The organism is Solimonas soli DSM 21787 (genome assembly GCF_000474945.1).
Lineage (GTDB): Bacteria > Pseudomonadota > Gammaproteobacteria > Nevskiales > Nevskiaceae > Solimonas > Solimonas soli.
The window spans coordinates 119,656-145,865 of sequence record NZ_AXDW01000015.1; the positions used below are offsets into that span (position 1 = coordinate 119,656).

Annotated in this window: 26 protein-coding genes; 9 read left to right on the forward strand and 17 right to left on the reverse strand. The window is 67.5% G+C overall.

What is annotated here, in order from left to right; genetic code table 11:
- Nucleotides 1-10: 10 nt before the first annotated feature.
- On the forward strand, nucleotides 11-1,369 hold the full coding sequence (gene chrA / locus K344_RS0108660; RefSeq protein WP_028080334.1) for a chromate efflux transporter: 1,359 nt from the start codon (nucleotides 11-13) through the stop codon (nucleotides 1,367-1,369).
- A 124-nt stretch (nucleotides 1,370-1,493) separates the two neighbouring features.
- Nucleotides 1,494-2,900: a glycerophosphodiester phosphodiesterase family protein gene (locus K344_RS0108665; protein WP_028080335.1), complete on the forward strand. Its 1,407-nt coding sequence runs from the start codon at nucleotides 1,494-1,496 to the stop codon at nucleotides 2,898-2,900.
- 239 nt (nucleotides 2,901-3,139) lie between these two features.
- On the opposite strand, the gene K344_RS0108670 is transcribed toward K344_RS0108665, so the two are convergent.
- Together K344_RS0108670 and K344_RS0108675 are read right to left on the reverse strand one after the other, a co-directional pair.
- The gene (locus K344_RS0108670; protein WP_157622841.1) at nucleotides 3,140-3,388 is read right to left on the reverse strand and encodes a hypothetical protein; all 249 of its coding nucleotides are present in this window, start codon (nucleotides 3,386-3,388) and stop codon (nucleotides 3,140-3,142) included.
- A gap of 63 nt (nucleotides 3,389-3,451) precedes the next feature.
- Nucleotides 3,452-4,642, reverse strand: a complete 1,191-nt coding sequence (locus K344_RS0108675) for an acetyl-CoA C-acyltransferase (RefSeq protein WP_028080337.1) — start codon at nucleotides 4,640-4,642, stop codon at nucleotides 3,452-3,454.
- A 180-nt stretch (nucleotides 4,643-4,822) separates the two neighbouring features.
- On the opposite strand from K344_RS0108675, the gene K344_RS0108680 reads away from it, so the two are divergent.
- The 3 genes from K344_RS0108680 to thpR all read left to right on the forward strand — a co-directional run bounded on the left by K344_RS0108680 (nucleotide 4,823) and on the right by thpR (nucleotide 7,086).
- Nucleotides 4,823-5,878 carry a Glu/Leu/Phe/Val dehydrogenase dimerization domain-containing protein gene (locus tag K344_RS0108680; protein WP_028080338.1) on the forward strand — a complete coding sequence of 352 codons (1,056 nt, stop codon included), beginning with the start codon at nucleotides 4,823-4,825 and terminating at the stop codon, nucleotides 5,876-5,878.
- Nucleotides 5,879-5,924: 46 nt separating this feature from the next.
- The gene (locus K344_RS0108685) at nucleotides 5,925-6,410 is read left to right on the forward strand and encodes a CinA family protein (protein ID WP_028080339.1); all 486 of its coding nucleotides are present in this window, start codon (nucleotides 5,925-5,927) and stop codon (nucleotides 6,408-6,410) included.
- Nucleotides 6,411-6,498: 88 nt separating this feature from the next.
- The gene (gene thpR, locus K344_RS0108690; protein ID WP_028080340.1) at nucleotides 6,499-7,086 is read left to right on the forward strand and encodes an RNA 2',3'-cyclic phosphodiesterase; all 588 of its coding nucleotides are present in this window, start codon (nucleotides 6,499-6,501) and stop codon (nucleotides 7,084-7,086) included.
- A 9-nt stretch (nucleotides 7,087-7,095) separates the two neighbouring features.
- Here the strand turns inward: thpR and K344_RS0108695 are convergent, their stop codons facing one another.
- Entirely contained in the window at nucleotides 7,096-8,127 is a 1,032-nt protein-coding gene (locus tag K344_RS0108695; protein ID WP_028080341.1) for an AraC family transcriptional regulator, read from the reverse strand.
- A gap of 233 nt (nucleotides 8,128-8,360) precedes the next feature.
- The gene (locus tag K344_RS22970) at nucleotides 8,361-9,659 is read right to left on the reverse strand and encodes an OmpA family protein (RefSeq protein ID WP_157622842.1); all 1,299 of its coding nucleotides are present in this window, start codon (nucleotides 9,657-9,659) and stop codon (nucleotides 8,361-8,363) included.
- A gap of 153 nt (nucleotides 9,660-9,812) precedes the next feature.
- Here K344_RS22970 and prfB point away from each other — a divergent pair.
- The 3 genes from prfB (at nucleotide 9,813) to K344_RS0108725 (ending at nucleotide 13,832) form a co-directional block, all read left to right on the forward strand.
- A protein-coding gene (gene prfB, locus K344_RS0108715) for a peptide chain release factor 2 (protein WP_157622843.1) occupies nucleotides 9,813-10,908 on the forward strand; the annotation gives its coding sequence in 2 pieces (ribosomal slippage) (nucleotides 9,813-9,884 and nucleotides 9,886-10,908; 1,095 coding nt in all).
- Nucleotides 10,908-12,491 carry a lysine--tRNA ligase gene (gene lysS, locus K344_RS0108720; RefSeq protein WP_211234500.1) on the forward strand — a complete coding sequence of 528 codons (1,584 nt, stop codon included), beginning with the start codon at nucleotides 10,908-10,910 and terminating at the stop codon, nucleotides 12,489-12,491. Before prfB ends, lysS begins: the two co-directional genes overlap by 1 nt.
- A 93-nt stretch (nucleotides 12,492-12,584) precedes the next feature.
- A complete protein-coding gene (locus K344_RS0108725; protein WP_051362047.1) occupies nucleotides 12,585-13,832 on the forward strand; it encodes a Bcr/CflA family multidrug efflux MFS transporter in 1,248 nt (415 codons plus the stop codon).
- A 4-nt stretch (nucleotides 13,833-13,836) separates the two neighbouring features.
- Here the strand turns inward: K344_RS0108725 and K344_RS0108730 are convergent, their stop codons facing one another.
- From K344_RS0108730 to K344_RS0108785, 12 genes are all read right to left on the reverse strand, one after another.
- A complete protein-coding gene (locus tag K344_RS0108730) occupies nucleotides 13,837-14,967 on the reverse strand; it encodes a sulfate/molybdate ABC transporter ATP-binding protein (RefSeq protein WP_028080345.1) in 1,131 nt (376 codons plus the stop codon).
- Complete coding sequence (cysW, locus tag K344_RS0108735) at nucleotides 14,967-15,812, reverse strand: sulfate ABC transporter permease subunit CysW (protein WP_043114156.1); 846 nt, start codon at nucleotides 15,810-15,812, stop codon at nucleotides 14,967-14,969. Before cysW ends, K344_RS0108730 begins: the two co-directional genes overlap by 1 nt.
- A 169-nt stretch (nucleotides 15,813-15,981) precedes the next feature.
- On the reverse strand, nucleotides 15,982-16,848 hold the full coding sequence (gene cysT, locus K344_RS0108740) for a sulfate ABC transporter permease subunit CysT (protein WP_043114118.1): 867 nt from the start codon (nucleotides 16,846-16,848) through the stop codon (nucleotides 15,982-15,984).
- 10 nt (nucleotides 16,849-16,858) lie between these two features.
- The gene (locus K344_RS0108745; protein WP_245586162.1) at nucleotides 16,859-17,869 is read right to left on the reverse strand and encodes a sulfate ABC transporter substrate-binding protein; all 1,011 of its coding nucleotides are present in this window, start codon (nucleotides 17,867-17,869) and stop codon (nucleotides 16,859-16,861) included.
- 19 nt (nucleotides 17,870-17,888) lie between these two features.
- Nucleotides 17,889-18,512: a class II glutamine amidotransferase gene (locus K344_RS0108750; protein WP_028080349.1), complete on the reverse strand. Its 624-nt coding sequence runs from the start codon at nucleotides 18,510-18,512 to the stop codon at nucleotides 17,889-17,891.
- Between the two features lie 14 nt (nucleotides 18,513-18,526).
- Nucleotides 18,527-18,745, reverse strand: a complete 219-nt coding sequence (locus tag K344_RS0108755; protein WP_028080350.1) for a TOBE domain-containing protein — start codon at nucleotides 18,743-18,745, stop codon at nucleotides 18,527-18,529.
- A 53-nt stretch (nucleotides 18,746-18,798) separates the two neighbouring features.
- On the reverse strand, nucleotides 18,799-19,029 hold the full coding sequence (locus tag K344_RS0108760; RefSeq protein ID WP_028080351.1) for a TOBE domain-containing protein: 231 nt from the start codon (nucleotides 19,027-19,029) through the stop codon (nucleotides 18,799-18,801).
- Between the two features lie 85 nt (nucleotides 19,030-19,114).
- Entirely contained in the window at nucleotides 19,115-20,116 is a 1,002-nt protein-coding gene (locus K344_RS0108765) for a sulfate ABC transporter substrate-binding protein (protein ID WP_169729273.1), read from the reverse strand.
- Nucleotides 20,117-20,142: 26 nt separating this feature from the next.
- The gene (locus K344_RS20920) at nucleotides 20,143-21,504 is read right to left on the reverse strand and encodes an OprO/OprP family phosphate-selective porin (RefSeq protein ID WP_169729274.1); all 1,362 of its coding nucleotides are present in this window, start codon (nucleotides 21,502-21,504) and stop codon (nucleotides 20,143-20,145) included.
- A 169-nt stretch (nucleotides 21,505-21,673) separates the two neighbouring features.
- A complete protein-coding gene (locus tag K344_RS0108775) occupies nucleotides 21,674-22,903 on the reverse strand; it encodes a dihydrolipoamide acetyltransferase family protein (RefSeq protein WP_028080353.1) in 1,230 nt (409 codons plus the stop codon).
- On the reverse strand, nucleotides 22,903-23,910 hold the full coding sequence (locus K344_RS0108780) for an alpha-ketoacid dehydrogenase subunit beta (protein ID WP_043114158.1): 1,008 nt from the start codon (nucleotides 23,908-23,910) through the stop codon (nucleotides 22,903-22,905). The genes K344_RS0108775 and K344_RS0108780 overlap by 1 nt, the downstream gene beginning before the upstream one ends.
- 11 nt (nucleotides 23,911-23,921) lie before the next feature.
- Complete coding sequence (locus K344_RS0108785) at nucleotides 23,922-25,175, reverse strand: thiamine pyrophosphate-dependent enzyme (protein WP_051362049.1); 1,254 nt, start codon at nucleotides 25,173-25,175, stop codon at nucleotides 23,922-23,924.
- Nucleotides 25,176-25,303: 128 nt separating this feature from the next.
- Here K344_RS0108785 and K344_RS0108790 point away from each other — a divergent pair, with 128 nt between their 5' ends.
- On the forward strand, nucleotides 25,304-25,801 hold the full coding sequence (locus K344_RS0108790; protein ID WP_028080356.1) for an Lrp/AsnC family transcriptional regulator: 498 nt from the start codon (nucleotides 25,304-25,306) through the stop codon (nucleotides 25,799-25,801).
- Between the two features lie 72 nt (nucleotides 25,802-25,873).
- On the opposite strand, the gene K344_RS0108795 is transcribed toward K344_RS0108790, so the two are convergent.
- On the reverse strand, nucleotides 25,874-26,188 hold the full coding sequence (locus K344_RS0108795) for a rhodanese-like domain-containing protein (RefSeq protein WP_028080357.1): 315 nt from the start codon (nucleotides 26,186-26,188) through the stop codon (nucleotides 25,874-25,876).
- Nucleotides 26,189-26,210 lie beyond the last annotated feature (22 nt).

Below are 26,210 nucleotides of genomic sequence, written 5' to 3' on the forward strand. Positions count from 1 at the left end.
GGGAGCGCGGATGGAGACGGCGGATGATCGGCTGGGCGTGCCGGGGCCGGCGGTGCCGTTTCGCGAGGCCTGCCGGGTCTGGCTGAAGATCGGCTTCATCAACTTCGGCGGTCCGGCCGGACAGATCGCGCTGATGCACCGCCTCCTCGTCGAGGAGAAGCGCTGGATTTCCGAGACGCGCTTCCTGCATGCCTTGAACTACTGCATGTTGCTGCCGGGGCCGGAGGCGCAGCAGCTGGCGACCTACGTCGGCTGGCTGCTGCACGGCACGCGGGGCGGACTCGTGGCCGGCCTGCTGTTCATTCTGCCGGGCCTGGTGCTGATGACGCTGATCGCGATTGCCTACGTCACGTTCGGCGATCTCGACTGGATGAAGGGCCTGCTGTTCGGCCTGCAGGCGGCGACGCTGGCGATCGTCGTCGAGGCGGTGCTGCGCGTCGGCCGCAAGGCGCTCAAGCATCGCGCGCTGTATGCGCTCGCCGCGGCGGCGTTCGTGGCGATCTTCGCCTTCGCCGTGCCGTTTCCGCTGATCATCGCCGCCGCCGCGCTGATCGGCGTCATCGGTGCGCGTGTCGCGCCGCAGGTGTTCGACACGCGAGACAGGCGCGAGCTCGACGACGACGAATCGATACCCGCGCACGCGCAGCCATCGCGTTCATGGACCTTGCGCGTGCTGCTGTCCGGCGTGCTGCTGTGGGGCTTGCCGGTGCTGCTGCTGTTCCTCGTGCTCGGCGCGCGCCACGTCTTCACGCAGGAAGCGGTGTTCTTCAGCAAGATGGCGGTCGTCACCTTCGGCGGCGCCTACGCCGTGCTCGCCTACATGGCGCAGCAGGCGGTGGAGCGCTACGGCTGGCTGCTGCCGCACGAGATGGTGCAGGGCCTCGCGCTCGCCGAGACCACGCCGGGCCCGCTGATCCTGGTGCTGAGCTACGTCGGCTTCCTCGCCGCGTATCGCGAACCCGGCACGCTGCCGCCGCTGCTCGCGGGCCTGTTTGGCAGCACGCTGTCGACCTGGGTGACATTCGTGCCGTGCTTTCTGTGGATCTTCCTCGGCGCGCCCTACGTCGAACGCCTGCGCGGCAACGTCTGGGCCGGCGCGGCGCTGACCGCGATCACCGCCGCCGTGGTCGGCGTCATTCTCAATCTGTCGATCTGGTTCGCCCTGCACGTGCTGTTCGCGCGCGTCGACAACCGGACGGCGCACGGCCTCAGGCTGCCGGTTCCCGAGCTGGCGTCGCTCGATCTCTCGGCGTTGGTGCTCGGCGCCGGTGCGATGCTCGCGTTGCTGCGTTTTCGCGTGAACGTGCCGCTGACGCTTGCGCTGTGCGCGGCGCTGGGTATCGCACTGCATCTCGTCGGCCGGGCATAAGCGCGCGAAACTTCAGCACGATGTTCGGCGATGGCATCCGAACGTCATCGCTGACCGGCGCGCGTCACATTCCGGTCAAGCTCGACACCTAGATTGCGGGGACTCTCGAATCAGGGACGAGGATATGAACCGCAAGGTTGGCGGCACTGCGCTGCGCCGTTCGTGGCTGCTCATGGTCGTGCTCGCGGGCGGCGCAGGTCTGTCGGCCTGCAATGACGACAACGACGACACGCCGGTCGGCTATGCGACGCTTGATGGCAAGGCGCCATTGATCATTGGCCACCGCGGCTTGCCGGGCCTCTACCCGGAAGAAACCGAGATCGCCTACACGAAGGCCGCCGAGGCCGGCGCCGATTCGCTCGAAGAAGATCTGCATCTTTCGAAGGACTGCGTGCTCGTCGCGCGGCACAATCCCTGGCTGTCGGACAACACCAACATTGCACAGGTCGCCGCGAGCAACGAAACCGTTGCCGCACGCAGACGCACGGTGCCGGGTCGGCTCGTCGATGTCGGCTACGACGCCGCGACCTATGGCGGCCCGTCGCAATACCTGAGCGATCTTACCGATCCGGAAGATCCGCAGTCGGTGCTCAAGTCGCTGATCGTCGACGGTGAGGACCATACCGGCGACTGGTCGATCACCGACTTCACGGTCGCCGAACTGCATGACTGGAAAATCAACGGCACGACCTACGACGATCGCGGCGAACGGCCGACGGTCGACAACGGCAAGTATCCGATCCTGACCTTCCAGCAGATCATCGACATCGCCAGGGATCAGTCGACGAAGCAGAAGCGCACGATCACCGTCTACCCGGAAGCCAAGAACCCGGTCTGGAACAATGCGCAGGCGCTCGCCAACGGTTGCGGCGACGGCGAGAGCGCGCATCCGTTCGAGGATGCCATCTTCAAGATCATCGTCGACAACGGCATGAACCGCTACGACGCGCCGATCATCGTGCAGAGCTTCGATCCGGCGAGCCTCAAGTACCTGCGCTCGCTCGGCCTGAAGACCCGGCTCGTGCAGCTGATCGACGGCAACACGGTCGACTACAAGACCGGCGATCTCGGCTACGCGACGAACGATGAATACACCTTCGTCGATGGCCGCCCGTACAGCTGGACGCTCGCCGGCGATCACCGCTACTTCGACGTGATGCTGACGCCGGAAGGTCTCGCCGAGATCAAGACCTACGCCGACGGCATCGGTCCGTGGAAGCCGCAGGTGGTGGCCTGGAAGATCTCGCCATTCCCGGCGACGAACGCTGACGGCTCGCCGTTCACCGGCACGCTCGCCGACGTCAACGTCGTCGAACCGAAGCCCCTGATCGCCGACGCGCACGCCGCCGGCCTGTTCGTGCACAGCTACACTTTCCGCGACGAGACGCGCTATCTGCCCGGGGTCTATGGCGGCGATCCGCAGGCCGAGTTCCTGCAGTTTTTCAAAGCCGGCATCGACGGCGTGTTCACCGATTTCGCGACGACCGGCGTCGCCGCGCGCGAAGCGTATGTGCAGGAACTGAGGGACTGAGGGTCCCGCGCCGGTCGCAGGACGATGGGGTGACGACGGGCGAGGGGCGCACTCGCTCGAACGGCCCTCGCCCGAGGCCGCGCAAGGCGCGGAGCGACTCGACCTCAATTCCCGGTCGCCAAGCACCTCTTCCATCCGACGCGCAGAGAGGAAGTCTTTTCCTGATATGCCCTAAGTCTGCATCGTGCCGGCGCTGCCGTCGGCGTTGATCGGAATCGCACGAATCTCGCCGAGGCTCGTCAGCGCCGTCGTGCTGAGGTACGGCCGTCATCGCTGAAGCGGATGTTCTCGGCCTCCGGGATCGTCAGCAGCACGGTCTTCTCGCCGCAGTCGCTCGATACGCACGGCGCGGCCGGGTCGACCGCTGCGTCGTCTGCGTCTCCGCCGTCGCCGCTGCCGGCGCAGGCGGCCAGAGAAGCAGCGGTGCCAAAAAGAAATCCGCATGCGGCAAGCATGCGGATATTCGTGTTCCCCTGAGTGGGCTTCATGATCGGAAGCCCCACTTCCGGATGCCGCGCCGACATCATCGCATCGCGTCGCCGCACCGGCGATCAGAGCATCTCGATCGCCAGCGCCGTCGCTTCGCCGCCGCCGATGCACAGCGAGGCGACGCCGCGCTTGAGGCCGCGCTGCCTGAGCGCGCCGATCAGCGTAGTGACGATGCGCGTGCCGGAGGCGCCGATCGGATGGCCGAGCGCGCAGGCGCCGCCGTTGACATTGACCTTGGCGTGCGGAATGTTCAATTCCTTCATGGCGATCATCGCCACCACCGCGAAGGCTTCGTTGATCTCGAAGAGGTCGACGTCCTCGATCTTCCAGCCGGCCTTGGCCAGCACCTTCTGGATCGCCGGCACCGGCGCCATGGTGAACTCCTCCGGCAGGCGCGCCGCACCGGCGTGCGCGACGATCTTCGCCACCGGCTTGAGGCCGCGCCTGGCCGCTTCCGACTGGCGCATCAGCACGACCGCGGCGGCGCCGTCGGAGATCGAACTGGCATTGGCGGCGGTGACGGTGCCGTCCTTCTTGAAGGCCGGCTTCAGCGTCGGGATCTTTTCCGGCGCGGCCTTGAACGGCTGCTCGTCGCGCGTGATCTTCTCGACGCCCTTCTTGCCGGCGACTTCGACCGGCACGATCTCGAAGTCGAAGCTGCCGTCCTCGTTGGCGCGCTTGGCGCGCACCAGCGATTCGATGGCGTACTGGTCCTGGTCCTGGCGGCTGAAGCCGTAGCGGGCGACGGCGCGCTCGGCGAAGGCGCCCATCGGCGTGCGCTTCTCGTAGGCGTCCTCGAGGCCGTCGAGCGCCATGTGGTCGAGCACTTCGCCGTGGCCGAAGCGATAGCCGCTGCGCGCCCTGGCGAGCAGATACGGGGCATTGGTCATGCTCTCCATGCCGCCGGCGACGACGATGTCGGCACTGCCGGCGGCGATCGCATCATGCGCGAACATGATGGTCTTCATGCCCGAGCCGCAGACCTTGTTGACGGTCGAGCAGACCACGTCGTCGGGCAGGCCGGCGCCGCGCGACACCTGGCGCGCCGGCGCCTGGCCGAGACCGGCCGGCAGCACGCAGCCCATGATGACTTCCTGCACATCGGCCGGCGCGATGCCCGAACGCCCGACCGCGGCCTTGACGGCGACCGTGCCCAGCTCCGGCGCCGAGAGGCCGGCGAACATGCCCTGCAGTCCGCCCATCGGCGTGCGGGCGATGCCGGTGATGACGATGGGATCGGATGACTGCGACATGGCGAGCTCCTGGGCGTGCGTTGAAGTGAATGGAAGTTCACTATTTTACTGTGCCGGCGGATTCGCTGCGCGGTCGCCGCGCGCGCTCCGGCCGGGCGCGGCTGAGGAAACATCCGGGTGGCCGGGCCGGGGGCTGTGGCTACAATCGCCGTCCGTTTGAAGCCTGCACTGGGTGCCGCCATGGCCGTGTTCTCGCATCCCGAGTTCGATCACCACGAAACCGTCAGCTGGTGCCACGATGCCGCGAGCGGCCTGCGCGCGCTCATCGCCGTGCACAACACCCATCTCGGCAAGGGGCTCGGCGGCTGCCGCATGTGGCCGTACCGCAGCGAGGCCGAGGCGCTGACCGATGTCCTGCGCCTGTCGCGCGGCATGACCTACAAGGCCGCGCTCGCCGGCCTGCCGCAGGGCGGCGGCAAGAGCGTGATCATCGGCGATCCGCGCCGCGACAAGACGCCGGAGCTGATGCGCGCGATGGGCCGCGCCGTGAACCGCCTCAACGGCGCCTACGTGGTCGCCGAGGATTCCGGCACCAGCGTCGCCGACATGCGCCTGATGGCGCAGGAGACCGTGCACGTCGGCGGGCTCGCCGACGAGAAGGCGATCGCCGAAGGCCGCACCGGCGATCCGTCGCCGGCGACCGCCTACGGCACTTTCATCGGCCTCAAGGCCGCGGTCCGCCATCGCCTGCAGCGCGACGATCTCAGGGGCCTCAAGGTCGCCATCCAGGGCGTCGGCAACGTCGGTCATCGGCTGGCCCGGCATCTGCACGAGGCCGGCGCCGAGCTGTGGGTGACCGACCTGCACGCGCCGGCCGTCGAGCGCTGCGTGCGCGAGTTTGGCGCGACGGCGGTGCCGATGGAGGCGATCCACGCGCTCGAGGTCGACGTGTTCGCGCCCTGCGCGCTCGGCGCCGTGCTCAACGACACGACGATCCCGGTGCTGAAGGCGCCGGTCGTCGCCGGCGCCGCCAACAATCAGCTGGCGATCGCCGATCGCCACGGCGAGGCGCTGCGCGAGCGCGGCATCCTCTACGCGCCGGACTACTGCATCAACGCCGGCGGCATCATCGACATCTACTACGAAGGCCCCGGCTACGACTGGGCCATCGTCGAAGCGCATCTGCAGAAGATCGGCACGACGCTGGCCGAGATCTTCGAGCGCGCGCAGCGCGAGGCGCAGCCGACGCACCGCATCGCCGACCGCATGGCCGAGGAAATCTTCCGCAAGCGCTGAGCGGACGGTCGCCACGCGCGCGGCGTTTGCATAAGATCGCGCGACCATGAGCGACCGTCTCGTCGAACGCATCGCCGCCGTGCTGCTCGAGCGCGGCGAATGGCTGGCCACCGCCGAGTCCTGCACGGGCGGCATGATCGCCCAGCAGCTGACCGATCTCGCCGGCTCGTCCGGCTGGTTCGAGCGCGGCCTCGTCACCTACTCCAATGCCGCGAAGATGGAGCTGCTGGCGGTGCCCGACGAGGTGCTGGCGCAACACGGCGCGGTCAGCGGCGAATGCGCGCTGGCGATGGCGCGCGGCCTGCTGCGCGCCGCGCCGGTCGACTGGGGCGTCGCCGTCACCGGCATCGCCGGTCCGGGCGGCGGCAGCGCCGACAAGCCGGTCGGTACCGTGTGGGTGTCGTGGATCCGGCGCGGCTGCCCGCCCGAGGCGCACCGCTTCTTCTTCGAAGGCGGCCGCGACAGCGTGCGCCGGCAGAGCACGCAGGCCGTGCTCGAAGGATTGCTGTACCGCATCCGCGAGGCGCAGTGAGCGCGGCCGGACCGCGGTGCGCGCAGCGGAGCGCGCGGGGCGGCTAAACTGCGGCGGCCTTCACGACCGCTCCCACGATCCGCGCCGCATGGAACCGAACCGTCTCTTCTTCGCGCTCTGGCCCGGCGAAGCGGTACGCAATGCCTGTCACGCCGCCGCGAAGCAGCTCAACATCCGCCTGCCGTCCGGCGGCTATCTGAGCGCGCCGGAGCGCTATCACGTCACCTTGCTGTTCCTCGGCGACCGCGTGCCGAAGCCGCAGGAGGACGCGGCGCTGCGCGCGGCGGCACTGGTGCGCGCCGCGCCGTTCACGCTGACGCTCGATCAGGCCGGTTCCTTCCGCAACCGCGAGATTCCCTGGTGGCTCGGCGCCCGCACGACGCCGCCGGCGCTGGGCGATTTCCACGGCCGCCTGCGCGACGCCATGGTGCAGGCCAACGTGTCGCTGGAGCGCATGCGCTTCGTACCGCACCTGACCATCGCGCGCAACGCCAAGATCGCCCTGCCGCCGACGCCGATCGAGCCGATCCGCTGGGAGATCGCCGAGTTCGCCCTGATCCGCAGCCGGCTCGACCTCAAGCCGGTCAGCTACGAGCTGCTCGGCCGCTGGCCGCTGCTCGGCGCCGCCGGGGAACCGCCGGCGCCCGCCGCGCCGCCGCAGCTGACGCTGTTCTGAGGCCCGGCCTCAGCGCGTCGCCGAGGCGCGCGCGAGGCGGCGGTGCGCGCGCTTCTGCTCGCGGTACTGCACCGGCGTCATGCTCGACCAGCGCTTGAAGGCGCGGTAGAAGGTACTCGGTTCCGAAAAGCCGGTGAGATAGACGATGTTCTCGATCGGCTCGTCGGTGCTCGCCAGCAGGCGCTTGGCCAGCGCGAAGCGGAAGTCCGACAGCAGCTCCGAGAAGCTGGTGCCGGCGCGCGACAGCTCGAAGCGCAGGCGCCGCGTCGGCACGCCGAGTTCCTCGGCGACGTCCTCGAGCGTCAGCTGGTCGAGTTCGAGGCGCTGCGCGAACAGCTTCTGGATCTTCTCGATGAGGTCATGGCGGCGCAGCTTCGACAGGCGCCGCTCGGCGAGGTCCTCGTGCAGCTTCAGCAGGTCCGGGTCCCAGCGCGGCGAGCGGTATTCGAGGATCGCCGGGTCGAACCAGATCTCGCTTTCCGGCGCGCCGAAGCTGACGGGGCAGCCGAAGGTGTCGTCGTAGTCCGCCTGGCTGGCGCGCTGGCTGCAGTGCAGGGCGACGCGCTGCGGCGCGAACTTCTGCTCGGTGACGCTCTTGAGGAAGTTGATGAGCTCGTAGACGACGCAGATTTCGGTGTGGCGCAGCTGCGGCGCGTCGGCCGCCGTGCCCTTGACCAGCGCGCGCGCGCCTTGCGCATCCTTGACGATGCGCACGTTGAGCGCGTCGGACAGCAGGCGCAGGTACTTGAGGGCGCGGTCGAGTCCCTCGCCGAGCGTCGCGCTGCTGAAGATCAGGTATTCCAGCACCTCGCCGTGGAACACCGGCATGTGCTTGCACAGGTGCAGGCCGATCTCGGCATCGCCGGTGACAGCCTCGACGGTCTCCCAGAAATAGGCCTGCAGCTGGTGCGGCGTGCGCATCTCGCGCAGCGGCAGGTCTTCGGCGTTGTAGCCGAGACGCTCATAGATGGCGTTGACGTTGAGGCCGGCCTTGACCATGCCGGCATGAACAATCTCCAGGAAATACCCCGAATCGCGCATGCCCTTGGACCCTGACGATGTTGTCGGAAAGGCCAATAGTTTGCCGAAATGACAGCGCGAGGTCACGCGTGCCGCGGCGCGGGGCCGGCGGCAGCGGCAAGCCGCCGACCGGCAGGGGATGTGCCGCGACTGCCGCCCCAGCAATGTCCGGCGCCGCGGCGGCAGGACGGACGCCGCGGCGCGTGCCAACAAAAAGGGCCGGCGATGCCGACCCTTTTCAGCGCAGGCGAAGCTTACTCGACGACTTTCAGCTCGGCCGCGCCGCTGTCCGAGATCTTCAGTTCGACGCGGCGGTTGGCCTGGCGGCCTTCCTCGGTGCCGTTGCTCTCGATCGGCTGCGTCGCACCGTGGCCGACGGCCTGCATGCGTCCGGCGTCGACGCCGTGGCCGGCGAGGAATTGCACGACGCTGCGCGCGCGGCGCTGCGACAGGCTCTTGTTGGCGGCGGCCGAGCCGACGTTGTCGGTGTGGCCGCCGACCTCGACCTTGACGTCCGGATAGGCCTGCAGGACTTCCGCCACGTTGTTCAGCGCGCCCTGCGCCTCGTCGCTCAGCGCGTCGGAATTGGTCGCGAACGTCACGCCCTTGAGCACGAAGCGCTGGCCCGGCGCGCACCCGTTCTCGTCGACCTGCTCGCCGGCTTTCGGCGTGCGGCAGTCGCCGACCAGCGCGCAGCCATTGGCGAGCACCTTGGCGCCGGCCGGCGTGCGCGGGCATTCGTCGACGTCGTCGGCCACGCCATCGCCATCGCCGTCACCCGGCGCGGCGGCGGCCGCGGCGCTCTCGCAGCCCTTGTCGTCGACGACTGCGCCGGCCGCGGTGCCCGGGCACTGGTCGACGTCGTTGCCGACGCCGTCGTTGTCGTCGTCGCTCGACGCCGTGGAGGCGACTTCGACCGGCGGCTCCTCGGCGGCCGGCGCTTCCTTGGTGCCGCCGAAGGGGAACAGCAGGCCGATGTTGTAGACGCCCTCGGCGAAGTTCGAATTCTTGCCCTTCTCGCCGGTCGGCAAGCTGCCCTTGTCGTCGGTGCGATAGCGCGCTTCGGCACGCAGCAGGATGTGCGGCGTGATCGGCTGCAGATAACCGAGGCCGACGTCGTAGACCGTGGAGTCGTAGTTGGCGCGCGGTCCCGGCAGGTCGCTGGTGTGGCCGACCATCAGCGAGACGATGCCGTACAGGTTGGGCAGCGTCTTCGAGGGGAAGAACAGGGCGCTGGCGCCGTAACCGTTCAACTCGGCGCTGCCGCCGCCGTTCTTGGCGTCCGCCTTGGTGTAGAAGCCGGTGGCTTCGAGCGCCAGGCCCCAGGTGAGCTTCTTGCCGATGGCGAGAATGCCGCCGAGACCGCCGTCGGTGCCGCGATCGCTGTCGGAGTCGGTGTACGAAAACATCGGCGCGATGTACCACGGCGTGCCGCTCATGCCGTGCTGCACGTCGGCGGCCTGCAGCTGATTGCCGCCGTCCTCGTCCTGCGCCCACGCATGGCCGGCGACACCCAGCGCGCAGACCAGGCCCAACGCCCTCAATCCTTTCATTGCCTCTCCCCTAAAATTGTTCTGTGGAGAACCGCCCGCGGCGAATATAGCAGCGCGATCGGGGCGGAGAAGCGGCATGAGCGGACCACGCGACTGGCGCTCCGGCAACGTATAATCGCCGCCCTTTTCCCCTGAATGAAGACCGCATCCGCAATGGAAGCGCATCAGCTACGCAATGAGGTGACGGCTCTGCAGGCGCGTTTCGACGCCCTGCGGGGCTATCTTTGACTACGACGTCAAGAAGGACCGCCTGGTCGAAGTCAACGCCGAGCTCGAGACCAGCGAGGTCTGGAACAAACCCGAGTACGCCCAGAACCTGGGCCGCGAGCGCGCCAAGCTCGAGGACGTGATCCAGCCGCTCGAGGCGGCGGCCACCGGCCTCAAGGACGCGCTCGATCTGCTCGAACTCGCCGAAGCCGAGAATGACCAGGCGACGGTCGACGAGGTCGAGCGTGACATCCAGCGCTTCGTCAAGATGGCCGACGACATGGAGTTCCGCCGCATGTTCAGCGGCGAGCTCGACAACGCCAATGCCTATCTCGACGTGCAGGCCGGCTCCGGCGGCACCGAAGCGCAGGACTGGGCCGAAATGCTGGCGCGCATGTACATCCGCTGGGCCGAGGCCAAGGGCTTCAAGGTCGAACTGATGGAACGCTCGGACGGCGAAGTCGCGGGCATCAAGTCGGCGACGCTGTACATCGCCGGTCCTTACGCCTACGGCTGGCTGCGCACCGAAACCGGCGTGCACCGCCTGGTGCGCAAGTCGCCGTTCGACTCCGGCAACCGCCGCCATACCTCGTTCTCCGGCGTGTTCGTGTCGCCGGAAGTCGATGACGACATCGACATCGAGATCAATCCGGCCGACCTGGAAGTGGCGACCTATCGCTCGTCCGGCGCCGGCGGCCAGCACGTCAACAAGACCGAGTCGGCGATCCGCATCAAGCACGTGCCGAGCGGCATCGTCGTCGCCTGCCAGACCGAACGTTCGCAGCACGCCAACCGCGACCGCGCGATGAAGATGCTCAAGGCGCGCCTCTACGAGCAGGAAATGCAGAAGCGCAATGCGCAGAAGCAGGCGCTCGAGGACTCCAAGAGCGACATCGAATGGGGCAGCCAGATCCGCTCTTACGTGCTCGACCAGTCACGCATCAAGGACCTGCGCACCGGCGTCGAAATCGCCGACACGCAGAAAGTGCTGGACGGTCATCTCGATCCGTTCATCGAGGCGAGCCTCAAGCAGGGACTCTAATGAGCGAAGAACAGAAGGGCGCGCCGCAGCAGGACGAGGCTTCCAGGCCCGGCCTCGGCCAGGCGGACGAAAACTACGTGATCGCCGCGCGTCGCGAAAAGCTCGACAAGCTGCGCGCCGCTGGCAACGCGTATCCGAACACCTTCCGCCGCGATGCGCTGGCGGACTTCCTGCATGGCATGTACGGCGAGCGCGAAGCCGCCGAGCTGGAAGGCGCGACGCAGGTCTTCGCCGTCGCCGGCCGCCTGATCGCCAAGCGCGTGATGGGCAAAGCCAGCTTCGGCCAGCTGCAGGACATGTCGGGCCGCATCCAGATCTTCGTGCAGCAGAACGCGATCGGCGCCGAGGCCTACGACGCCTTCAAGCACTACGACGTCGGCGACATCGTCGGCGTGCGCGGCACCGTGTTCAAGACCAAGACCGGCGAGCTGTCGGTCAAGGCGCAATCGGTGGAACTGCTGGTCAAGGGCATCCGCCCGCTGCCGGAGAAGTGGGCGGGCCTCACCGATACCGAAATCCGCTACCGCCAGCGCTACGTCGATCTGATCGTCAATCCGGAAGTCAAGCGCACCTTCGAGAAGCGCGGCCAGACGGTGCGCTTCATCCGCAACTTCCTCGACGCGCTCGGCTTCATCGAAGTCGAGACGCCGATGCTGCAGCCGATTCCCGGCGGCGCGACGGCGCGGCCGTTCATCACGCATCACAACGCGCTCGACCGCGATCTGTACCTGCGCATCGCGCCGGAGCTGTTCCTCAAGCGCCTGGTGGTCGGCGGTTTCGAGAAGGTCTACGAGATCAACCGCAACTTCCGCAACGAGGGCTTGAGCACGCGGCACAATCCCGAGTTCACCATGCTGGAGTTCTACCAGGCCTACGCCGACTACCGGGACGCGATGGATCTGGTCGAGACGCTGATCCGCGATCTGACGCTGACGGTGAACGGCGGCGGCAAGCTGCGCTATCAGGATCGCGAATACGATCTGGAACAGCCGTTCAGGCGCATCTCGATGCTCGACGCCGTGATCGAATACGCGACGCTGGCGCCGGGCGCGGTCGAGACGCTGAGCGGCTGCGAGCCGCTCAATGCCGGCGAGCTGCGCAACATGAACGAGGTCTACATGCAGCAGGTGCTCGGCGCCTGGGGCGTCAAGACCAAGGGCATGGGGCCGGGCAAGCTGCTGACTGAAATCTTCGAGAAGACCGTCGAGCCGAACCTGTTCGACCCGACCTTCATCACCGAGTATCCGACCGAAGTCTCGCCGCTGGCGCGCCGCAACGATCACAACCCGGACGTCACCGACCGCTTCGAGTTCTTCATCGGCGGCCGCGAAGTCGCCAACGGCTTCTCCGAGCTCAACGACGCCGACGATCAGGCCGCGCGCTTCAAGGCGCAGGTCGCGGCCAAGGACGCCGGCGACGACGAGGCCATGGTCTACGACGCCGACTACATCCGCGCGCTCGAATACGGCCTGCCGCCGACCGCCGGCGTCGGCATCGGCATCGATCGCCTGGTGATGTTCCTCACCGATTCGCCGAGCATTCGCGACGTGCTGCTTTTCCCGCAGATGCGTCCGGAGGCTTGAGGCCGGTCGCGTCGCTCGAATCCGGACGTCCTTCGCCGCAACCCTCTCCGCATGCGTGGAGAGGGAGGATTCATCAGCACGGAGCTGCAGCGCATGTCCACGTTGTCCACCGCTGAAGCCGCCAGACATCTCGCCGAGCACGACACGCTGCCGCCGGGACTGACGCGGCGCAAGCTGATCCCGATCCTGGCGATGACCACCGCGCTCGGGCCGATGTCGATCGACATGTACCTGCCGAGCCTGCCGGCGCTCGAAGCGCATTTCCATTCCGACGCGGCGACCACGCAGCAGACGCTGGCGAGCTATTTCGTCGGCCTGTCGATCGGCCAGCTGTTCTACGGGCCGGTCTCCGATTCGCTCGGCCGCCGCAAGCCGATGCTGTTCGGCCTGATCCTCTACGTGATCGCCGCGTTCGGCTGCCTGTTCGCGCGCGAGATGGAACATCTGGTCGCGCTGCGCTTCCTGCAGGCGCTCGGCGGCTGCGCCGGCATGGTCATCACGCGCGCCATCGTGCGCGACTGCTTCCCGGCGCAGGCCATGGCGCGCGTGCTCTCGCTGCTGTTGCTGATCATGAGCGTCGCGCCGATTCTCGCGCCGATGGCCGGCGGCTATCTGTTCCGCTGGTTCGGCTGGCAATCGATCTTCGCGCTGCTGGTCGTCTACGGCCTGCTGTGCGCGGCGGTCGTCGGGCTCGGCGTGCCCGAAACCCTGCGCGGCGAGCGCAAGCCGCTCAGCTTAGCCGGGGCGGCGCGCACCTACGCCAAGCTGATCAGCCATCGCCGCTTCATGGGCTATGCGCTGGCCGGCGCGACGGCGCAGGCCGGCCTGTTCGCGTACATCTCCAGCTCGTCGTTCGTGTTCATCGACCACTACGGCATCGCGCCCGAGCACTACGCGTGGATCTTCGGCGTCAACGCCTGCGGCCTGATCGGCGCCTCGCAGATCAATTCGCTGGCGCTGAACCGCGTGCCGGTGCAACGCCTGCTGCGCCGCGCGCTGCGCGTGTATGTGGCGGCCGGCGTGCTGATGGTCGCGGCGACGCTGAGCGGCGTCGGCGGCATGTGGAGCGTGCTCGCCGGCCTGTTCGTCTGCATGTCGGCGATGGGCTTCTCGTTTCCCAACTCGACGGCGGCGGCGATGGCGCCGTTCGGTGATCGTGCCGGCAGCGCCGCGGCCCTGCTCGGCACCCTGCAGTTCGCGATCGCCTCGGTGTCCAGCTTCGCCGCCGGCCATCTCTACAACGGCACCGCGGTGCCGATGGCGGCGATCATCGCCATCTGCGGCATCAGCGCGCTGCTGCTGCTGCGCTGGCTGGCGCCGCCGCCGGCGGCGACGGCCTGAAAGCTCAGCTGCGCCCGCGCTCGCGATATTCGGCGGGCGCGTTCGCCACGACGTCCGGCAGCGCTCCGCCGCCCTTGCGCGTCTGGCGCGGGAAGACGCTGAACTGATTGAGGCGCAGGCGCACCTGCTGGCCGGCGCGCAGCGCCTGCGTGTCGTGATGCAGATGCGGCACCTCGATCTCGATCGCCTGCCCGGAGTGCACGGCCGTCGCCTCGCAGCGCACGATCGGGCCGGTGCGCTGCATGCTGCGGATCACCGCGTCGAAGCCGGCGGCGTGCGCATCGGTCACGCGCAGATCGCTCGGCCGCACGTAGACGTCGACCGGGCCGGCGGCGTGAATCGAATCGGTGACGATCGCGCTGGTCTGGCCGTCGACGTAGACCTCGCGACCACGCACCTCGCCGGGCAGCACGTTGGTATTGCCGAGGAAGTCGAACACGAACGGCGTCGCCGGCTTCTCGTAGACCTCGTCGGTGCTGCCGACCTGTTCGATGCGGCCCTTGTTCATCACCACGACGCGGTCGGCGAGTTCGAGCGCCTCTTCCTGGTCGTGCGTGACGAAGATCGTGGTCACGCCGGTCTTGTCGTGCAGCTGGCGCAGCCAGCGGCGCAGGTCCTTGCGCACCTTGGCGTCGAGCGCGCCGAACGGCTCGTCGAGCAGCAGCACGCGCGGCTCGATCGCCAGCGCGCGGGCCAGCGCGACACGTTGTCGCTGGCCACCGGACAGCTGCGTCGGGTAACGCTTCTCGAGCCCCGCCAGCTGCACCAGCTCGATCAGCTCGCGCGCCCGCTCGCGGATGATCGCTTCCGGCGGGCGTTCGCCGCGGGAGCGCACGCGCAGGCCGAAGGCGACGTTGTCGAGCACCGTCATGTGCTTGAACAGCGCGTAGTGCTGGAACACGAAGCCGACGCGGCGCTCGCGGATCGGCTGGTCGGCCATGTCCTCCTCGCCGAACAGGATCTGGCCGCGGTCGGGGAACTCCAGGCCGGCGATCACGCGCAACAGCGTCGTCTTGCCGGAACCGGAGGGGCCGAGCAGGGCGATCAGCTCGCCGGACTCGATGTCGAGATCGACACCGCCGAGCGCCGGAAAGCTGCCGAAGTTTTTCTGGATGCCGCGAACCTTGATGTCCATCAGTGTTTCCTCGAAGCCGACAGCTCTTCCCCGTGCCGCCATTCGAGCCATGCCTTCAGGCCCAGCGTCAGCAGGGCCAGCAGCGCGAGCAGCGAGGCGACGGCGAAGGCGGCCGAGAACTGGTACTCGTTGTAGAGGATCTCGACGTGCAGCGGCATCGTGTTGGTCTGGCCGCGGATGTGGCCGGAGATGACGCTGACCGCGCCGAACTCGCCCATCGCGCGCGCGTTGCAGAGCAGCACGCCGTACAGCAGGCCCCAGCGGATGTTCGGCAGCGTCACGCGCCAGAAGGTCTGCCAGCCGGAGGCGCCGAGCGACAGCGCCGCCTGCTCGTACTCGGTGCCCTGCTCCTGCATCAGCGGGATCAGCTCGCGGGCGATGAAGGGGAAGGTGACGAAGATCGTCGCCAGCACGATGCCGGGCGCCGCGAACGCAACCTTGATGCCGTGATCCATCAGCCAGGGCCCGGCCCAGCCGTGGGCGCCGAAGATGAGGATGTAGATCAGGCCGGCGACCACCGGCGACACCGAGAACGGCAGATCGATCAGGGTGATCAGGAAGGACTTGCCGCGGAAATCGAACTTGGTGATCGCCCAGGCCGCCGATACGCCGAACACGAGATTGAGCGGCACGGCGATCGCCGCCGTCAGCAGCGTCAGCCGGATCGCCGACCACGCGTCCGGCTCGGTGATCGCCGCGAAGTACGCGGCGAAGCCATTGCGCAGCGCCTCGACGAAGACGGCGATCAGCGGCAGGAACAGGAAACCGAGCAGGAACAGCAGGGCCGCGAGGATCAGCGTCCAGCGCACCCACGGCACCTCGGTCACCGCCGCGTTGCGCCGCATCAGCGGGCCCTGACCGAACTCCGGCGGCAGGCCCGGCGGGTCCTGCAGGGTGGTGTCGAAGACGGTGCTCATGTTGTCGAGTCCGAAGGGTCGGGGCGCCGTTCATGGCGCGACGGCAATGCGCGGCGCGCGGCCGGCCCGCGAGGCGCGCCGCGCCCGGTGCGGGCGCTCACCGGCTGCCGCCATGGCGCTTGCGCGCCCAGACCTGCAGGCCGTTGACCAGCAGCAGCAGGATGAACGACAGGATCAGCATCGCGCTGGCGACCGCGGTGGCGCCGGCGTAGTCGAATTCCTCGAGCTTGATGATGATGAGCAGCGGCGCGATTTCCGACACCATCGGCAGATTGCCGGCGATGAAGATGATCGAGCCGTACTCGCCGACCGCGCGCGCGAAGGCGAGCGCGAAGCCGGTCAGCACGGCCGGCAATACGGTCGGCAGGATCACCCGCGTGATCGTCTGCCAGCGGTCGGCGCCGAGCGAGGCGGCGGCCTCCTCCAGCTCCTTCTCGGCATCCTGCAGCACCGGCTGCACCGTGCGCACGACGAAGGGCAGGCCGATGAAGGTGCAGGCGACGATCACGCCGAGCGGCGTGTAGGCGATCTTGATGCCGAGCGGCTCCAGGTATTGGCCGATCCAGCCGTTGCCGGCGTAGAGCGCCGTCAGGGCGATGCCGGCGACCGCCGTCGGCAGCGCGAAGGGCAGGTCGATGATCGCGTCGAAGAAGCGCTTGCCGGGGAATTCGTAGCGCACGAAGACCCAGGCGACCAGGGTGCCGAACACGGCATTGATGCTGGCGCCGATCAGCGCCGCGCCGAAGCTGAGCTTCAGCGCGGCGAGCACGCGCGGCGAGCTGACGACGTGCCAGAAGCCTTCGAAACCGAGGCCGGCGGCCTTGAAGAACACGCCGGCCAGGGGAATCAGCACCAGCAGGCTCAGGTAGACGATCGTGTAGCCGAGCGTCAGGCCGAAGCCGGGGATCGCCGTGGTGCGCACAGTGTGGGTCTTGCTGCGCGGTGAAAGGACGAGACTGCTCATGGAAGGCCTCTCAGCGTTTCGCGTAGATCTGGTCGAACACGCCGCCGTCGGCGAAGTGCGTGGCCTGCGCCTGCGGCCAGCCGCCGAAGGCCGCGTCGACGCTGAACGCGTTCACCGCCGGGAACCGCTCGGCGTACTTCTTGAGCACGGCCTCGTCGAGCGGACGCAGATCGTTCCTGGCGATGATTTCCTGGCCGGCCTCGCTGAAGTGCCAAGCGAGATAGGCCTTCGCCAGTTTCTCGTGGCCCTTCTTCGCTGCGTACTTGTCGACCACGGCGACCGGGTTGTCGGCACGCACCGTGACCGACGGCACCACGACCTCGAACTTGTCCGGACCGAGTTCCTTCTGGATCAGGCGGATCTCGTTCTCGAAGGTCAGCAGGGCATCGCCGATGCCGCGCTGCGCGAAGGTGGTGGTCGCGCCGCGGCCGCCGGTGTCGAGCACCGGCACGTTGCCGAACAGCCGGGTCACGAACGCGCGCGCGCTCTGCTCGCTGCCGCCGGGCTGTTGCAGCGCGTACTGCCAGGCCGCGAGATAGCTGTAGCGGCCGTTGCCGGACGTCTTCGGATTGGGAATGACGATCTGCACGCCGGGCTTCACCAGATCGTTCCAGTCGCGGATGTGTTTCGGATTGCCCTTGCGCACCAGGAACAGGATCGGCGACCACGAAGGGCTGGCGCCATGCGGATACTTCGCCGCCCAGTCCTTGCCGAGGATGCCGGCCCTGGCGATGGCGTCGATGTCGAGCGGGTTGTTCATCGTCACCACGTCGGCTTCGAGACCGTCGATCACCGAGCGCGCCTGCTTGCTTGAGCCGCCGTGCGACTGGTCGATGTCGACGCTCGCGCCGGTCCTGGTCTTCCAGTCGGCGACGAAGGCCGGATTGAAGTCGCGGTAGAAGTTGCGCGCGACGTCGTAGGAGACGTTCAGCAGCGGCGTGTCGGCCCGCGCCAGCGGCGCGGCGGCGCCGAGCAGGGCGGCGAGGATGAACGTCAAGCGGCGGGCATTCATGGCGGTCATGTGGTGTCGTGGTGGCGCATCACACGAAGCGCAGTTCGTGCGCGCCGTATTGCTGCTCCTGCGGCTGCAGCGGTTGTGCGAGCGGAAACAGCTTGCGGTCGAGCCAGCGCGTGTTGCTGATCCACAGGCCGTCGATCTCGACGCCGTGCGCGCGGTTGACGAGCACGATGCGGCGCAGGCGCTGATCGAGCAGCGCCAGCTTGTTTTCCGGCTTGAGGCCGTGTTCGAGGATCTGGATGAAGGCGTAGTCGCTGAGCAGGCCGGGATGGCGCTGCGCGAGCGGGCGCAGCACGTCGCTGACGAAATGCCAGGTGTCCGATTTGCCGGGCACGCGCGTTTCCAGCCGCAGCGTGCCGTTGTGCATCAGCCACACGCCGTCGACGATCTTGAACGGATGCACGTTGTCGAGCCCGCTGCCGCCCTTGGTCTGGCGGCGCAGGTGCAGCACGTATTCGGCGCCGCGGTGCACGCGCTCGACGTCGAGCAGTTCGTCGACGTTGACGATGGCGCGCTTCTCGATCACGGTGCGGCCGCCCTCGTCGAAACCCATCAGGCCCCAGCCCTCGGCGTTGTGCACGGCGGCGGCGGCGAGCAGGTCGGCGGGAATCTCGGCACCGGCCGGCTTGTGGATGATCAGGCACATCGCGGCGTCCTCCGTTAGCTCAGCTTGGCGACCAGCACTTCGGTCGCCTTGAAGATCGCCAGCACGTCGCTGCCGATGCGCAGCGGCAGGCGGTCGACCGAACTCGTCGTGACGACGGCGCTGATGATGCCGGCGGGCGTCTCGACCTCGATCTCCGACATCACCGGGCTGCGATGGATCGCGACGATGCTGCCCTTGAACTGATTGCGGGTATTGATGGCGGTGACGCTCACGGCGATGCCTCCGTTTCTGGGACCTTTTGCGGAAAGAGCGGGCGGCAGCGGCTTCAGGCGGCCTGATCGCCGATCTTCGCGATCAGCACTTCGGTGGCCTTGAACAGCGCCAGCGCGCTGTCGCCGATGCGCAGGCTCAGGCGGTCGATCGAGCTCGTGGTGACCACGGCGCTGATCACGCCGGCCGGCGTTTCGATCTCGACTTCCGAGACCACCGGGCCGCGATTGATCGCGACGACGCTGCCCTTGAACTGGTTGCGGGTGTTGATCGCGGTGACGGACATGGGGGAAGTTCCGGTTAGGGAGTGAAAAAAGGGGCGGCGGGGCGGCTGAAAAGCTTCAGCAGTCCCCGCCCGCCACCGGGAGCGCTCAGTTCTTCAGGTAAATCTGGTCGAACACGCCGCCGTCGGCGAAGTGCGTCTGCTGCGCCTTGGTCCAGCCGCCGAAGTCGGCGATCGTGACGAGCGGAATCTTCGGGAAGACGTTGGCGTACTTCGCGGCGATGGCCGGATTGATCGGCCGGTAGTGGTTCCTGGCGATGATCTCCTGCGCCTCGTCGGTGTAGAGATACTTCAGATACGCCTCGGCCACCTTGCGCGTGCCTTTCTTGTCGACGTTCTTGTCGACGACCGCGACCGGCGGCTCGGCGAGGATCGAGATCGACGGCGCGACGATCTCGAACTTGTCGGCGCCGAATTCCTCGAGCGACAGGAAGGCCTCGTTCTCCCAGGCCAGCAACACGTCGCCGATGCCGCGCTGCACGAAGGTCGTGGTCGCGCCGCGAGCGCCGGTGTCGAGCACCGGCGCGTTCTTGAACAGCGCCTTGATGTACTCGCGCGCCTTGGCGTCGTCGCCGTTGTTCTTCTTCAGCGCATACGCATACGCCGCGAGGTAGTTCCAGCGCGCGCCGCCCGAGGTCTTCGGATTCGGCGTGACGACGCTGATGCCCGGCTTCACGAGGTCATCCCAGTCCTTGATCTTCTTCGGGTTGCCCTTGCGCACCAGGAACACGATGGTCGAGGTGTACGGCGCCGAGTTGTTCGGCAGACGCGACTGCCAGTTGTCCGGCAGCGACTTGGCGTTCTTGGCGATCGCATCGATGTCGGCAGCCAGCGCCAGCGTCACTACGTCGGCGTCGAGGCCGTCGATGACGGCGCGGGCCTGCTTGCCCGAGCCGCCATGCGACTGCTGGATCGTCACCGTGTCGCCGGTCTTGGCCTTGTAGTCGGCGGCGAAGGCGGTGTTGACGGCCTTGTAGAGCTCGCGCGTCGGATCGTAGGAAACGTTGAGCAGATCGTATGAAGCGGCGTGGGCCGAGAGCGGCAGCGTCAGCGCAGCCGCAATCGTGAGGAACAATGATTTCTTGATCATGATGATCTCCTGGCGTTCGTCCGGGTTCAGAACGCGACTTGGAAGCGGGTGAACAGCAGCTTTTCGTCTTCGCGGTCGCCGGTCGTGGCGCCACCGTCGAAGCTGGTCTGCGAATAGGTCAGCGCGATCTTCAGATTGTTGATGGGATACCAGTTGGCGCCAGCCGCCCAGGTCGTCGCCTTGCTCGCCGACTTGGTGATGTCAGCGTAGGTCTTGTTCGTGAAGGCATCGTTGTCGACGTCGAGTACGCCGTAGCGCGCAACCAGTTCCCAAGCGCCTACGCCACCCTGTGTGATCGAATTCTTCGGCTTGGTCAGGCCGGTGTAACTCGCATCCTCACCAGTCAATAGATAGTTCGCAACCGCCTGCCATGCTTTGTTGTCGAGCTTTTCATGGGCGGCAGCATTCGCGACTTCCTGCTTGGCGACGATGTACTCGGCGAGCAGACCGAAGCTGTTGCGGTAGTAGTACGCCTGCGGGCTGATGCGCGTTTCGGCGCCGTCGTAGGTAACCGCCGTCTGGTAATTGAAGAAGGTGTTCTGCCCCGGCGTGCGGTACTTCACCTGGCTGGAATCACCGTTGCCCAGCTTCTCGCCATACGAGCCACCGACACCGAGGCCAAGTCCCTGGAACAATCCCGGGCTGTTCTTGAACGGTTCGGTGAACAGACGCGCCGCCACTTCCTTGCGATTGTCGCCTGAGCTGTTGGTGCTGCCTGACTGTTGCGTGCCGTCGCGGCCGTCAGGCGCGCCATTGAACACACCCAGCGCATAGGTGGTGGTGCTCGACAGGAACGCGCCACCGAACTGCAGACCAATGTCACGGTTCGGGCCGAGTTCGGTCGGGAAGCCGCGTTCGTTGAACACGGTTGCCGAGCTGGCCTGCAGGTTTTCGAGCACGACCGGCGCCTTGAACTTACCGGCACGAGCGTAGAACGCCGGATCGATGCGCCATTCGCCGTACACGTCGGAGACTTCCGGCGAGTCCTTTCCGAAGTTCGGCTGGATGCGGAAGAACAGTGCCTTGCCGAGCGTCAGTTCGAAGGTCGGCTCGACGCGGCGCATCAGGAAACCGTCGCCGGTACGCGGCGCCTTGTCGTCGACGAACCAGCGGCCGTCGGCCTGCAGCAGGCCGCGGAACTTGAATTCGTAGTCGCCCTTGGCCGACTTGATGCTGAAACCCTTTTCGTTGGCCGAAACGGTCGCGCTGTCCTTGGCCTTGGCGTCGCTTTCTTCCTTCTGGATCTCGAGCTGGCGCTCGAGGACCTTGATGCGCTGGTCGAGGTCTTCGACCGACGGTGCCGCTTCCTGGGCGTATGCCGTACCGGCAACCGCGACGAGCGGCAGCAGTGCGAGACCCTGGAACCCCCTCTTGAGATGCTTCGACATGAAACGCGACTCCCTCGTCACGGTGTTGGAAAGTGCGCGCATGGTGCCGAGCGACAACCTCGACGTAAAAGAATAAATAAGGCTTCTTATATTCCTGTAAGCGATATAAGAGTGTAAAAAAAGGCCGCCGATGGCAGGCGGCGGCCGAGGGACGGGGGCGCGCGGACGCTCAGTCGATGAAGAGAGTCGCCGGATGCTCGAGCAGGGCTTTGACGCGCTGGATGAACTGCGCGGCATCGTAGCCGTCGACCATGCGGTGATCGAAGGACGAGGACAGATTCATCATCGTGCGCACCACGATCTGGCCGTGGCGCACGACGGGCCGCTCGACGAGCTTGTTGACGCCGATGATCGCCACTTCCGGCGCATTGATGACCGGCGTGGTGACGATGCCACCGAGCGCGCCGAGGCTGGTGACGGTGATCGTCGAGCCGGACAGCTCCTCGCGCTTGGCCTTGCCGCTGCGCGCCGCGTCGGCCAGCCGGCGGATTTCGGCGGCGCGGGCCCAGAGATCGAGGCGCTGCGCATGGCGCAGCACCGGCACGACCAGGCCGTTCGGCGTCTGCGTGGCGATGCCGACGTGCAGCGCGCGATGCCGCGAGACGACGCCGGCTTCGTCGTCATAGGTCGCGTTGACCTGCGGGAAGGCCGGCACCGCCCTGACCAGGGCCTGGATCAGCAGCGGCAGCAGCGTCAGCTTGCCGCGGTCCTTGTGCGTCTCGTTGAGATGCTGGCGCAACGCTTCGAGCTCGGTGACGTCGACTTCCTCGACGTACGCGAAATGCGGAATGCGTTGCTTGGCGCGCTGCATCGCCTCGGCGATCTTGCGGCGCAGGCCGATGATCTTGATCGACTCGACGGCGTCGTCGTCGACCGCCGTGGCGCGCGGCGGCGCGGCGTGGCGTTCGACGTCTTCGCGCGTGACGCGGCCCGACGGCCCGCTCGCCGTGACCTGGGCGATGTCGACGCCGAGTTCGCGGGCGCGCTTGCGCGTGGCCGGCGAAGCGGCGACCGGCAGCCCCTCCCGGGCTCGCGGTTCCGAGGCGTGCGGCGGCGCGCTGTCGTCGGCTGACGCGGCCTTGGCGGCGACGGGGTTGAAGACCGCCGCGCCATGTGTCGCGGCCGCGACCGGCGCGTCGTCGTCCGCCGCTTCATCGCTCACTTCCAGGGTCACCAGCGCGCCGCCGACCGGAATCTTGTCGCCCGGTGCGCCATGGATCTGCACCACGCGACCGGCGACCGGCGACGACAGTTCGACGGCAGCCTTGTCGGTCAGCATGTCGATCAGCTGCTGGTCCTCGGCGATGACGTCGCCGACCGCGACGTGCAGCTGCGCAATCTCCGATTCGGCGATGCCTTCGCCGATGTCCGGCAGCTTGAAGACGAAGGTCTTGGCCATCACGCGGTCTCCATCGTGCGCTTCAGCGCCGCGGCGACGCGGGCCGGGCCGGGGAAATAATCCCATTCGAGCGCGTGCGGGTAGGGCGTGTCCCAGCCGGTGACGCGCTCGATCGGCGCCTCGAGATGCCAGAAGCACTGCTCCTGCACCATCGCCGACAATTCGGCGCCGTAGCCGCCGGTGCGCGTCGCCTCGTGGACGATCACGCAGCGGCCGGTGCGCTTGACCGAGGCTTCGATTGTTTCCAGGTCGACCGGCAGCAGCGAGCGCAGGTCGATGACCTCGGCATCGACGCCGGATTCCTCGGCGGCGGCCAGGCACACGTGCACCATCGTGCCGTAGCACAGCACCGTCACCTCGTTGCCGGGCCGCACGATCGAGGCCTTGCCGAGCTCGATGCGGTAATGGCCCTCCGGCACCTCGGCCAGCGCGTGGCCGGCCCAGGATTTCAGCGGGCGATCGTGATGGCCGTCGAACGGCCCGTTGTAGAGGCGCTTGGGCTCGAAGAAGATCACCGGATCGTCGTCCTCGATCGCCGCGATCAGCAGGCCCTTGGCATCGTAGGGATTGCTCGGCATCACCGTCTTCAGGCCGCAGACGTGCGTGAAGATGCCTTCCGGGCTCTGGCTGTGCGTCTGCCCGCCGAAGATGCCGCCGCCGCAGGGCGAGCGCACCGTCAGCGGCGCCCAGTACTGGCCGGCCGAGCGATGGCGCAGGCGCGCCGCCTCGGAGACGAGCTGGTCGAAGGCCGGATAGATGTAGTCGGCGAACTGCACTTCGACGACCGGGCGCAGACCGTAGGCGCCCATGCCGATCGCCGTGCCGAGGATGCCGCCCTCGGCGATCGGCGTGTCGAACACGCGCGTCCGGCCGTACTTCTTCTGCAGGCCGGCGGTGGCGCGGAACACGCCGCCGAAGTAGCCGACGTCCTCGCCGAACACCACGACGTTGTCGTCGCGCTGCATCGTCACGTCCATCGCCGAGTTGATGGCCTGGATCATGTTCATCGTCGCCATGATCAGGCTCCCTTTCCGTCAAGTTTTTCGGCGAGCAGCTGCTCGCGCTGCCGGCGCAGGTGGATCGGCAGTTCCTTGAACACGTCGTCGAACATCGTGCCCGGATCCGGCTTGCTGCTGCCCAGCGTGCCGATCCGCTCGGCGGCGCGCAACGCGACCTTCACCTCGTTGTCGACCTGTTCGAGCATGGCCTTGTGGCGCTCCTCGGACCAGGCGCCGGTGGCGATGAGATGCTGCTTGAGCCGTGCGATCGGATCGCCGAGCGGCCAGTGCGCGGCCTCGTCGCCGGGCCGGTAGGCGGAAGGATCGTCGCTCGTCGAATGCGCGGCGGCGCGGTAGGTGTACAGCTCGATCAGCGTCGCGCCGTGATTGCTGCGCGCACGCTCGGCGGCCCACTGCGTGGCGGCGTAGACGGCGAGGAAGTCGTTGCCGTCGACGCGCAGGCCGGGAATGCCGTAGCCGATCGCGCGCGCCGCGAAGGTCGCGCACTCGCCGCCGGCGATGCCCTGGAAGCTGGAGATCGCCCACTGGTTGTTGACGACATTGAGCAGCACCGGCGCGCGGTAGACCGCGGCAAACGTCAGCGCGTGGTGGAAGTCGGCCTCGGCCGTGGTGCCGTCGCCGATCCAGCTGGCGGCGATGCGCGTGTCGCCCTTGATCGCCGAGGCCATCGCCCAGCCGACGGCCTGCGGGAACTGCGTGCCGAGATTGCCGGAGATCGAGAAGAAATTGACCTCGCGCACCGAGTACATCACCGGCAGCTGGCGGCCCTTGAGGCGGTCCGCGGCATTGCTGAACAGCTGGCACATCATGTCGACGATCGGCCAGTCACGCGCGATCAGCAGGCCCTGCTGGCGGTAGCTGGGGAACAGCATGTCGCCCGGATCGAGCGCCAGCGCCTGCGCGACGGCGACCGCCTCCTCGCCGGTGGACTTGATGTAGAAGCTGGTCTTGCCCTGGCGCTGCGCGCGCTGCATGCGGTCGTCGAAGGCGCGTGTCAGCGCCATCGCGCGCAGGCCCTTGATGAGCACCGGGGTCGGGATGTCCGGCGCCCAGGCGCCGACCGCGCTGCCGCTGTCGTCGAGCACGCGGATCATGCCGTAGGGAAAGGCGCGCAGCTCGCTCTCCGGCGTGTCGCTGTCCGGACGCGGCAGGGCGCCGGCGGGCGGAATCGTCATGCCTTCGAAGTCGGCAGGATCGCCGGGCCGGTGCTTCGGCTCCGGCACGTGCAGACGCAGCGGGGTCGCAGAACGCATGGTCAGCCCTCCTCGATGGCTGAAATATCGCCTTTCCGGAGAGTCTAAAAGCGGCGGCGCGGAATTTAGTTCTTTTATTGCCACTTCCGGCGTAAATTGCGGAACATAATTCCGGAGGCCCTGGAAGAATGGCGGAACAACATCCCGAAACGCTCGACACCCTCGATATCCGGATCCTCGACCTGCTGCAGGACGACGTCACCCTGCCGGTCGCCGAGATCGCCGAGCGCGTGGCCTCGTCGAAGACGGTGGTGTGGCGGCGCATGCAGCGCCTGATCGAGGGCGGCGTGATCCGCGAGCGCGTGGCGATCGTCGATCACCACAAGGTCGGACTCGGCATCATGGTGTTCGCGCACGTGAAGATGACGCGCCACAACCGCGACGCGCTGCCGACCTTCCTCGATGCCGTGCGCAAGCTGCCGGCGGTGATCGAATGCCACACGCTGATGGGCGACGTCGACTTCCTGCTGAAGATCGTCGTGCCGAGCGTGCAGGACTACGAGTACTTCGTCTGGAACAAGCTGTCGCAGATCGAGGGCGTGCAGGAAATCAGCTCCTCGATCTCGATGAGCCAGAGCATCAACACCACGCGCCTGCCGATCCGCGCGAGCAAGCCGCGCGCCTGATTCAGGGCGCGGGTGCCCGGCCGCATGATTCCCTCTTCCGTCGCGTCGCGACGCGCAAGGGGCAGACAGCTTTCAATAGCGCGGCACCGCCGGATCGATTTCGATCGACCAGGCGTCGATGCCGCCGGCGACGCTGGCGACGTCGCCGAAGCCATTCTTCTCGAGAAAGCGCGCCGCCAGTTCCGAGCGCACGCCGTGATGGCACAGCGCCGCGATCGGCGCCTGGCGGTCCAGTTCGCCGACGCGCTGCGGCAGCTCGTGCATGGGGATATGCACGGCGCCGGCGATGCTCGCCAGCGCCAGTTCGTCGGCGCCGCGCACGTCGACGAGCGTCACGGCCTTCGCGTCGAGCAGGGTCTTCAGTTCGGCAACGGAAATGGTCTTCATGCGCGGCAGTGTAGGCGGTGGG

Coding starts and splice junctions, on each gene's coding strand:
- chrA (WP_028080334.1), top strand. CDS start 11: ATGGAGACGGCGGATGATCGGCTGGGCGTGCCGGGGCCGGCGGTGCCG.
- K344_RS0108665 (WP_028080335.1), top strand. CDS start 1,494: ATGAACCGCAAGGTTGGCGGCACTGCGCTGCGCCGTTCGTGGCTGCTC.
- K344_RS0108670 (WP_157622841.1), bottom strand. CDS start 3,388: ATGAAGCCCACTCAGGGGAACACGAATATCCGCATGCTTGCCGCATGC.
- K344_RS0108675 (WP_028080337.1), bottom strand. CDS start 4,642: ATGTCGCAGTCATCCGATCCCATCGTCATCACCGGCATCGCCCGCACG.
- K344_RS0108680 (WP_028080338.1), top strand. CDS start 4,823: ATGGCCGTGTTCTCGCATCCCGAGTTCGATCACCACGAAACCGTCAGC.
- K344_RS0108685 (WP_028080339.1), top strand. CDS start 5,925: ATGAGCGACCGTCTCGTCGAACGCATCGCCGCCGTGCTGCTCGAGCGC.
- thpR (WP_028080340.1), top strand. CDS start 6,499: ATGGAACCGAACCGTCTCTTCTTCGCGCTCTGGCCCGGCGAAGCGGTA.
- K344_RS0108695 (WP_028080341.1), bottom strand. CDS start 8,127: ATGCGCGATTCGGGGTATTTCCTGGAGATTGTTCATGCCGGCATGGTC.
- K344_RS22970 (WP_157622842.1), bottom strand. CDS start 9,659: ATGAAAGGATTGAGGGCGTTGGGCCTGGTCTGCGCGCTGGGTGTCGCC.
- lysS (WP_211234500.1), top strand. CDS start 10,908: ATGAGCGAAGAACAGAAGGGCGCGCCGCAGCAGGACGAGGCTTCCAGG.
- K344_RS0108725 (WP_051362047.1), top strand. CDS start 12,585: ATGTCCACGTTGTCCACCGCTGAAGCCGCCAGACATCTCGCCGAGCAC.
- K344_RS0108730 (WP_028080345.1), bottom strand. CDS start 14,967: ATGGACATCAAGGTTCGCGGCATCCAGAAAAACTTCGGCAGCTTTCCG.
- cysW (WP_043114156.1), bottom strand. CDS start 15,812: ATGCGGCGCAACGCGGCGGTGACCGAGGTGCCGTGGGTGCGCTGGACG.
- cysT (WP_043114118.1), bottom strand. CDS start 16,848: ATGAGCAGTCTCGTCCTTTCACCGCGCAGCAAGACCCACACTGTGCGC.
- K344_RS0108745 (WP_245586162.1), bottom strand. CDS start 17,869: ATGACCGCCATGAATGCCCGCCGCTTGACGTTCATCCTCGCCGCCCTG.
- K344_RS0108750 (WP_028080349.1), bottom strand. CDS start 18,512: ATGTGCCTGATCATCCACAAGCCGGCCGGTGCCGAGATTCCCGCCGAC.
- K344_RS0108760 (WP_028080351.1), bottom strand. CDS start 19,029: ATGTCCGTCACCGCGATCAACACCCGCAACCAGTTCAAGGGCAGCGTC.
- K344_RS0108765 (WP_169729273.1), bottom strand. CDS start 20,116: ATGATCAAGAAATCATTGTTCCTCACGATTGCGGCTGCGCTGACGCTG.
- K344_RS20920 (WP_169729274.1), bottom strand. CDS start 21,504: ATGTCGAAGCATCTCAAGAGGGGGTTCCAGGGTCTCGCACTGCTGCCG.
- K344_RS0108775 (WP_028080353.1), bottom strand. CDS start 22,903: ATGGCCAAGACCTTCGTCTTCAAGCTGCCGGACATCGGCGAAGGCATC.
- K344_RS0108780 (WP_043114158.1), bottom strand. CDS start 23,910: ATGAACATGATCCAGGCCATCAACTCGGCGATGGACGTGACGATGCAG.
- K344_RS0108785 (WP_051362049.1), bottom strand. CDS start 25,175: ATGCGTTCTGCGACCCCGCTGCGTCTGCACGTGCCGGAGCCGAAGCAC.
- K344_RS0108790 (WP_028080356.1), top strand. CDS start 25,304: ATGGCGGAACAACATCCCGAAACGCTCGACACCCTCGATATCCGGATC.
- K344_RS0108795 (WP_028080357.1), bottom strand. CDS start 26,188: ATGAAGACCATTTCCGTTGCCGAACTGAAGACCCTGCTCGACGCGAAG.